General features: G+C 60.1%; 8 protein-coding genes. All 8 read right to left on the bottom strand.

Translation table 11 applies throughout. The features are described from left to right. Positions 1–952 precede the first annotated feature (952 nt). Entirely contained in the window at positions 953–1,633 is a 681-nt protein-coding gene (locus tag OLZ32_RS37640; RefSeq protein WP_003549128.1) for a CBS domain-containing protein, read from the bottom strand. A 73-nt stretch (positions 1,634–1,706) separates the two neighbouring features. Beyond that, the gene (locus tag OLZ32_RS37635; RefSeq protein ID WP_264399908.1) at positions 1,707–1,904 is read right to left on the bottom strand and encodes a hypothetical protein; all 198 of its coding nucleotides are present in this window, start codon (positions 1,902–1,904) and stop codon (positions 1,707–1,709) included. Beyond that, a complete protein-coding gene (ccmE, locus tag OLZ32_RS37630; protein ID WP_017992271.1) occupies positions 1,901–2,362 on the bottom strand; it encodes a cytochrome c maturation protein CcmE in 462 nt (153 codons plus the stop codon). The genes OLZ32_RS37635 and ccmE overlap by 4 nt, the downstream gene beginning before the upstream one ends. Before the next feature lie 135 nt (positions 2,363–2,497). Further along, complete coding sequence (locus OLZ32_RS37620; protein WP_264399898.1) at positions 2,498–3,169, bottom strand: Crp/Fnr family transcriptional regulator; 672 nt, start codon at positions 3,167–3,169, stop codon at positions 2,498–2,500. A gap of 34 nt (positions 3,170–3,203) precedes the next feature. Beyond that, the gene (gene ccoS / locus OLZ32_RS37615; protein ID WP_003549679.1) at positions 3,204–3,362 is read right to left on the bottom strand and encodes a cbb3-type cytochrome oxidase assembly protein CcoS; all 159 of its coding nucleotides are present in this window, start codon (positions 3,360–3,362) and stop codon (positions 3,204–3,206) included. Beyond that, positions 3,359–5,644, bottom strand: coding sequence for a cation-translocating P-type ATPase (locus tag OLZ32_RS37610; protein WP_264399899.1), 2,286 nt, complete (start codon positions 5,642–5,644; stop codon positions 3,359–3,361). Before OLZ32_RS37610 ends, ccoS begins: the two co-directional genes overlap by 4 nt. Beyond that, positions 5,641–6,126 (bottom strand): FixH family protein, encoded by a 486-nt coding sequence (locus OLZ32_RS37605; protein WP_264399900.1) that lies wholly within the window; start codon positions 6,124–6,126, stop codon positions 5,641–5,643. Before OLZ32_RS37605 ends, OLZ32_RS37610 begins: the two co-directional genes overlap by 4 nt. Beyond that, entirely contained in the window at positions 6,123–7,691 is a 1,569-nt protein-coding gene (gene ccoG, locus OLZ32_RS37600) for a cytochrome c oxidase accessory protein CcoG (RefSeq protein ID WP_017991518.1), read from the bottom strand. Before ccoG ends, OLZ32_RS37605 begins: the two co-directional genes overlap by 4 nt. Positions 7,692–7,790 lie beyond the last annotated feature (99 nt).

The raw sequence follows: 7,790 nt of genomic DNA, 5'->3' as shown, positions 1-7,790 counted from the left end.
ACGCGTCGCGCGCGGAAAATTGCCGCGGTGACGTTCGAGATCGGCAAAAACGCGGTAACGGCCCTCGGTGTGAAGCCCGTCCAGCTCGCTTTTAAAATACGCTTCGAAATCCATGTGCACGCTCCCCTGTGTGATCGGAGCAATACATTGTGGGGGTTGCAGCGTAATTGATCCTGATCAAGTTGGGTGAAAGCTGAGCACCAGCTGGCGAGCGCATCGGACCAGTCACGAGATGGCTGAAAAGGCTTCCGTCCTTAGCCGCCGGCTGAGGATAGCCATACACGAGGGAGCGCTTGGTCGTGTTCTCCCGATCCAATCGCTGTGGGGAAACGGCAATCCGTTCGCGGCAATCGGAATCGACACCACGGAAGAAGCTCGATCGACTGGGGAGTCTGCGGCGTCCCGGAAACATTTATTATCGATCGCACGGGACGAATCCCCTTGAGACATGTGGGACTGATCGACGAGAAAAGCCTCACGATGGATATTCTGCCCGTTTTGGAAGAGATCATCGCCGCCGAATGAGCGCTGCCTCTTCCAGCCGTGTTTGACCTCCATCAAAGAAACGGCCTCGCCAATTGAGTATGTCGGTTTGGCGGGTCGGGTTTTTCCCGTGTCAAGGGGGGAAACTTGACAGAGGCTCGCTCGGTTTTGGGGCGCAACACCGAGCGAGCCTCCTCGCGTCAAATTCACCCTCGCCAACGGGCGCCAGCCGAAGCCGCGCCTTAGGCGCGGGCAGCAGTGCCGCAAGCTGAGAATTTCTGGTGTCCAAAATCTGCGAGATTGTCTGGTTGAGGCAAGCAGCGATTTCACTAAATCTTTGCGAGAAGCGGGCCGAACACCAGCGGGTCTCCATAAGATGCTTTATCGCCGCATATGCTCCGATATCCGGAATTGGTGTCCGCGGATGTGCGGATATTGCTGGGCGCTTTAAACAGCATGAGGCGCTGTCTCAGCCCACCTCGGTCCCGGTCAGCCGAGCGATCTGGAGCCGGTCGCGATAGGCGCCGACACCCAGGCTTTCGACCAGAGTGCGAACAGCCTTTTGCTTCAGCTCCGACTCGACGTTGCCATCGAGTGTCACCTGGCCGTTCTTGACGGTCACCTGGACCTTCTGGGGCGTTATCCCCAAGTCCGACCTCAGGCGCGTTCGGACCGCCAGCCTGATCGATTCATCTTCTTTTGGCAGCGGCGGCGTCTGAGCATCGATGATCAGCCCGAGAATGTCTCTGCGGCTGACAATCCCGACAAGGCGCCCGTCCTCGACGATCGGCAGCCGCTTGATCCGGTGCGCCTGGAGGCTTTCGGCGATATCCGATACCTCGCTGTCGGGGCTCGCCACGATCACATCTTGAGACATGACATCGGCGACACACCAGCCATTGCTGGAAATATATCGCTCAAGATCGATCTCGGATATGATTTCGGGTGCGCGGGCAGCTCGGGGAGCGAACCGGATCTCTTTCCGCAGCAGCAGGTCGCCCTCTGTAAGCATTCCGCAGACGCGGCCTTCGTCGTCAATGACAGGAAGGCCGCTGACGTTGTTTTGCATCATGACAGCGACGGCGTGGCGTATACCGACCGCTGGACCGATTGACACCACGTTAGTGGTCATTATGTCCTTCGCCTGCATTGTCCTGCCTCGCTATAGGAATTGTTGCTGGGACGACCATAGAGCGACCTCGTCGAGCCGCCATTGATCTCCGTCAAATAATGCGATCTTCGCGAAGCAACTCGCTCAGCTTCGCCTGTTCATCGGCCGTCAGCTTGCTGCCGGTCGGTTTGCTCGCCACATCCATCATCGCCTGATCGCGCCTGCGCGCGCCGGTCACCGGCACGATGGAGTGGATGATCGATGTCACGAGCGCCGGCACCAGCGCATAATGGCCGATCTCGATGATCATGGCGTCGCCTTTGCCTCCTGGCCCTCCTTCCATAGCCCCTGGGCTTTGAGCCTGTCGGCCACATCCTTCGGCAAGTAGGTCTCGTCATGCTTGGCAAGCACGGTATCGGCGATGAAGACGTTGGTGCCTGTGGCAAACATGCCCTCGGTGACGACGCCTTGCCCTTCGCGGAAGAGATCGGGCAGGATGCCGGTATATTTGACCATTACGGCATTGGCGCTGCCGTCGGTGACGGCAAATTCCACCGTCGAACCGGTGTCGCGCACGACGCTGCCCTCGCCAACCAGGCCGCCGAGGCGAATGCGGGTTTCCGGCGCTACCGGCGTCTTAGCCAGATCGGCCGGCATGTAGAAATAGGCGACCGACTGGCTGAAGGCGAACATCACCAACAGCACGGCGGCTGCAATGAAGCCCATGCCGCCTGCGATCACCACCAGGCGCTTCTGCTTGCGTGTCATTGCGTCGGTCCCTCCGTCGCGATACCGAGTTCTCTGGCAAGCGCCTGCAATTGCCTGCCGTGTTCGCTATCGGCTGGGGGATCGGCACATTCACGCTGGTCAATTGCGACACTTTGCCGATCCCGTTTTGTCGGTTCAGCATGCCTCCCGCAGCAAGTCGACGCTATCGACGAGGACGACCTTGCCTCTGACTTCGACCCCCGAAGGGGCGAGCGCCGCAAACGCGCGGGAAAGGGCTTCCGGCGCCAGTCCCAGTTTGCCGGCCAGGATTCGCTTCCGGTAAGGAAGGCGGAACGTGACCCGCGAGGTGGTCGCCGAGGCGGGGCAGCGGCTCATAAGGTAGTTGGCCACCCGTTGCGCGGCTGTGAGCAACCGGTCTCCCGCAATACAATCCATCGCGCCGAGCAGGTGCCTGACCATGATGCGCATGACGTTGCGGTGTACGATCGGATGTTGGTCGGCGAACGCCAGCAACTCCGCGAGCGCAAACAGCGCGACCTCGGCTCCGTCGGCGGACCGCGCGCTATAAGCATAGGAGCCGCCCCCCGCGAGTAGATACTCTCCAAAGGTGTCGCCCGGCTCGCACACGCAGATATCCGCCTCGCGCCCGGCGGATTCCGATTTTGAAAGTCGGACAAAACCGTTTATGACGCAGTAGACGAACGACGCCTGCTGGCCCTCGGCTATGATCTTCTCGTCAGCGGCGAAGGCTCGAAACTCAGCCGTTTCGGTGAATTGCTCCACAGTCGCCTGATCCAAACCAGCAAACAGGTCAGACTGCAGAAGTACAGAATTTTTCGCAAGCATCCATCTTCCTTTCGTGTTTGGACCCAGTGTGCGGTCAGGGTTCTCGTTGATCGGTTTCGTCCTCGGCGAGGATTCGCCAGGCGGCGCCTTGAAGGTCGTCATACTGGCCGCTCTTCAGCGACCAAAGGAATGCCAGGAGTCCTATTCCTCCCATCAGCAACGCGATCGGTATGAGATAGATCAACATGTTCATGCGGCTTTGACCTCCGCACTCCTGCCGATCCCTCCTCGAGTGTACATATCCGGACGCTTGCTGAGGGCGTTCAGCCGCAGTGCGTTGGTCACGACGATGATCGAAGATGTCGACATTGCCACCGCCGCTATCAGCGGCGTCGCCAATCCGGCGATGGCGATCGGCACCGCCAGAACGTTGTAACCAATGGCGAGAGCGAAGTTCTGCCGGATGAGGCTGGCGGATCGTCGCGCAACGGCGATCGCTTCCGGAACAGCGTCAAGGCGATCGTTGAAGAAGACGAGGTCGGCCGCCTGTCTGCCGATATCGGAGGCCGTGGCGGGCGCCATCGAGACATGCGCGGCAGCGAGCGCCGGGGCGTCGTTGATCCCGTCGCCAACCATGAGCACGCGACGACCTTCGCCATTCAGCCTCTGGCATTCCTCGACCTTCTGTTTCGGCGTCAGAGAGCCCAAAGCCCTGTCGATACCCAGGGCATGCGCGGTATTGTCGACGACGGTCTGCCTGTCGCCCGACAAGATCAGCGTTTCAAGGCCGGCTGCATCGAGCCGGTCGATGGCCTCGCACGCACCCGGACGAAGCGTGTCATCGAAGAAGAAGCGGGCAAGATCGACGCCATTCTTCGACAGGACCACTTCCGAGAACGGACTGTCGGCGGTGCGGGGCACGAAGCTGGTTCCGCAGGCAAACGCCGCGTTGCCCAAGCGATAGATATCCGCTTCGTTCCTGGCTTCCAGTCCCCCGCCGGGGATTTCCGTGACCCTGTCGAAGGAGAGGGGGGCAGTTTCGGTGTCCCGCACCAGAGCCCGAGAAAGAGGATGCCGTGAATGCGCTGCCAATCCACGGGCGATTGCGGTGGCGCTCTCGTCCATGGCGTCCACTCTGACAAGGCGCGAACTGCCCATCGTCAAGGTGCCCGTCTTGTCAAAGGCCACGGTGTCGGTCTCGGCCAGTCTTTCGAGTGCTGAGCCGTCCTTCACCATGATGCCCTTCCGGAAAAGCTCCCCCGCGGCGACGACCTGGACCACGGGCACGGCAAGACCCAATGCGCATGGGCAGGTGATGATCAGGACCGCTACGGCGACCAGCATGGCCTGTTTCCAGTCTCCGCCCAGGAAGCCCCAGGCAAGGAAGGAGACCAGCGCCAGCAGATGCACGACCGGAGAATAGAGTGTCGCAGCGCGATCGGCGATCCTGCGATAGCGAGCTCTTCCGCCCTCGGCGGCTTCCATGAGGCCGATGATCTCCGAGAGGAGTGAATTCTTGGCAATTCTCGTCGCCCGCAACACGAGCGAGCCAGTCAGATTCATCGCCCCAGAACTCACTTCGCTGTTGCTGGCGACGGTGACGGGGCTGCTCTCGCCGGTGACGATGGAGAGGTCCACGTCGCTTTCTCCGCTGACAACTATGCCATCGACGGGAACCCGTTCGCCTGCGGCTATCGAGATTTCATCCCCCGCCGCGATCTCTTCTACCGCAATGTAGCGTCGCGACCCGTCCGGATTGATCAGCAATGCTCCGCGCGGGGCCAGTCTTGCGAGTCCGTTGATCGCCGCCCGAGCCTTTTCCCGCATGACATGATCGAGAGTTCTGCCGATCAGCAGGAAGAAGAGCAGCGAGACCGAAGCGTCGAACCACGCATGCTCGCCGTGATGGATGGTCTCCCACAATGAAACGGCATAGGAGAGCGTCACGGCGAGCGAGATGGGAACGTCCATGTTGGTGCGCCCGTGGCGGAGCGCATTCCAGGCCGATTTGAAGAAGAAACGCCCGGCATAAACCAGCGCGGGCGTTGCTATCATCGCCGAGATCCAATGAAACATGTCGCGCGTCGCGGCATCTGCACCCGACCAGACCGATACGGAGAGCAACATGATGTTGGCGGCCGCAAAACCGGAAACGCCGATCGCGAGGAGAAGCTGATTTCTGGTCTTGTCGTTCTCGGGAGCTGAAGGCGTGAAGAGATGCGCGCGATATCCGGCCGAGTTGATCGCTGCGAGGATCTCGGACGGATCGGCGGCATGCGTCTCGATCTCCTCCTGGTAGACGCAGGTCACCCTTCGAGCCGTGAGATTGACGCGCGCCGTCTTGACGAAGGGAAGTGTCAGCAGCGCCCTTTCTATGGCCGAAATGCAGCCACCGCAGTGAACGTCGGGAACACTCAGGTCCAGCTGACGCAATCCCTCGCCGAGCGGCTGACTGGCAAGACGGACCTCTTCGGCACTGAATGATGTCGTGCTGAGGGCAAGCACGCTTTCCGCGTCCATGGTACAGCAGGTCATTGGTCCAACTCCGCGCTATCGATGCGTTTTGCCTCATGCATGACGACCACGCCGCCGTTGCGCGAGATGGCCTCGACGATCCAGTCACCTTCGGCTAGATCATGTTCCGCTTCGAACCGCCCCGCGGCTGCCTTCTTGAGCGTAAGGAGGAAGTCCTCGTGGTCTCCGACGGGCCGTTTGAAATTCAGAACGACGTCGTCGACGATCGCAGGCGATCCGCTCTTGTCGTGAATGTCGTAGCGGATCTCGTGCCCCTTTATGGAGAGGTTGCCCTCGATGCCGGAAGCGGCCATTGCCTTCATCGCCGCCGCTTTGCGGTTGAACTCCTGACTGGCGACATAGGTGTTTTCCACGACCAGACCGCTCCAGCTGGAGGAGGCATAGAAGGCCATGGTGACGTTCACCGCGATCACCACGCCAAAGAATGCCGAGGTCGCAAGCAGCATGTGCAAGCCTGTAAAACCTTGAGCGGAGGTCTTCATTTGATGTCTCCCGGTGCATTGAACGCCGCGCGGTAGGTTGCCCGATCGGCATGATCGGTATCTTCGATAACGAACAGAAATTCATTGATCGCGGCTCCGGTAGGCTTGCGCGTAACGAAGACCCTGAGCGTCGTGGCCGCGTCGGGTTCGGCATGGACTGTAAAGCTGCGAGCGTCTTCCTTGCCGAACTCGGGAATGCGCATCGTCGCCCCCTCCAGCCCGACCAGACTTATGTTCACATCCCGGGGCGTCGGCACCATGTTGAGGACACGAAGCGTGTAGCCATTCCGCAGCGAGCCGTCGCTTTCCAGAACATATTGGGGGTTTCGGTCGTGAATGACGTTGAGTTCAAGGCGCTCCCGAAAGGTGAGATGGACGAGCATGGCCACGCCGACCGACGCCCAGGCGACTGCGTAAAACACGGTTCTCGGACGAAAGATGATACGCCAGTTGAAGTGCCGGATCGCCGGAACGAAGGTCCCATCCTCGTTTCGAACCCTGGATGGCTGAACGGCCGTTCGTCCTTCGTCCGTGGCAAGCGACATGTTGCCCGAGTATTCGCTCAGCGTGGCGTAGGCGATCAGGCCGCGAGGCTTTCCGAGCTTGTCCATGACACCGTCGCAGGCGTCGATGCAGAGTGCGCATGTGATGCACTCCATCTGCTGTCCGTCACGAATGTCGATTCCCATCGGACACACCGCCACGCAGGCATTGCAATCCACGCAATCCCCGACCGGCGGGCCCTTGACCTGAGCCTTCTTGGCGTGACGCGACCGCTGCTCGCCCCGCCAGTCATTGTAGGTGACGACGAGAGAATTTTCGTCGAGCATCGCACCCTGGATGCGTGGCCATGGGCACATATAGGTGCACACCTGCTCTCGCATGAGACCGCCGAGCACATAGGTCGTCGCGGTAAGGATGGCGACGGTGGTGTAGGCGGCTGCTGGAGCGCGGCCGGTGAACAGCGAAACAAACAGGCTCGGCGCGTCGGCAAAATAAAAGATCCACGCTCCGCCCGTGACGACGCCGATCAGCAACCAGATCGAGTGTTTGACGACACGCTTCCTCAGCTTGGCAAAGCTCATGGGACCAGCATCAAGCTTCATTCGCGCGTTTCGATCGCCTTCGATCGCACGTTCGACGACGAGAAAAAGATCAACCCAGACGGTTTGCGGACAAGCGTAGCCGCACCATGCGCGGCCAACCGCGGAAGTGACGAGAAACAGTCCGAATCCCGCCATGACGAGGAGACCCGCTACATAATAAAATTCCTGAGGCCAGATTTCGATGAAGAAAAAGAAGAAACGCCGTGAAGAAAGGTCGATGAGGATTGCCTGGTCGGGCGCGTAGGGACCGCGATCCCAGCGAATCCATGGCGCGAGATAGTAGATGCCGAGCGTAATCAGCATGACGATCCACTTGAACCGACGGAATCGTCCCTCTGCACGCTTGGGAAAAACCTTCTTCCGAGGTGCGTAGAGAGGCTGCCGGTTGCGACGGGCATTGACCGGCTCGACATTGAGCCGCTCGATGTTATCGGGATCTGGTGCAGTGTAGAGGTTCATGGGACCTATCCGATTTCACCCGCCCTTGTCCCATCTGCCGCGCATCCGTTCCTTGATGCAGATCAAGAGGCAAGGCCTTCCCGCGAAAGGAAAAGGCCA

It is taken from the genome of Rhizobium acaciae (assembly GCF_025941625.1).
Taxonomy (GTDB): domain Bacteria; phylum Pseudomonadota; class Alphaproteobacteria; order Rhizobiales; family Rhizobiaceae; genus Rhizobium; species Rhizobium acaciae.
This window is presented reverse-complemented; position numbering and strand designations above follow the sequence as displayed.

Excerpts from the sequence above, each read along its gene's own strand:
- ccoS (WP_003549679.1), bottom strand. The coding sequence starts at position 3,362 with ATGAACATGTTGATCTATCTCATACCGATCGCGTTGCTGATGGGAGGA.
- OLZ32_RS37605 (WP_264399900.1), bottom strand. The coding sequence starts at position 6,126 with ATGAAGACCTCCGCTCAAGGTTTTACAGGCTTGCACATGCTGCTTGCG.
- OLZ32_RS37610 (WP_264399899.1), bottom strand. The coding sequence starts at position 5,644 with ATGACCTGCTGTACCATGGACGCGGAAAGCGTGCTTGCCCTCAGCACG.
- OLZ32_RS37635 (WP_264399908.1), bottom strand. The coding sequence starts at position 1,904 with ATGATCATCGAGATCGGCCATTATGCGCTGGTGCCGGCGCTCGTGACA.
- OLZ32_RS37620 (WP_264399898.1), bottom strand. The coding sequence starts at position 3,169 with ATGCTTGCGAAAAATTCTGTACTTCTGCAGTCTGACCTGTTTGCTGGT.
- ccoG (WP_017991518.1), bottom strand. The coding sequence starts at position 7,691 with ATGAACCTCTACACTGCACCAGATCCCGATAACATCGAGCGGCTCAAT.
- ccmE (WP_017992271.1), bottom strand. The coding sequence starts at position 2,362 with ATGACACGCAAGCAGAAGCGCCTGGTGGTGATCGCAGGCGGCATGGGC.
- OLZ32_RS37640 (WP_003549128.1), bottom strand. The coding sequence starts at position 1,633 with ATGCAGGCGAAGGACATAATGACCACTAACGTGGTGTCAATCGGTCCA.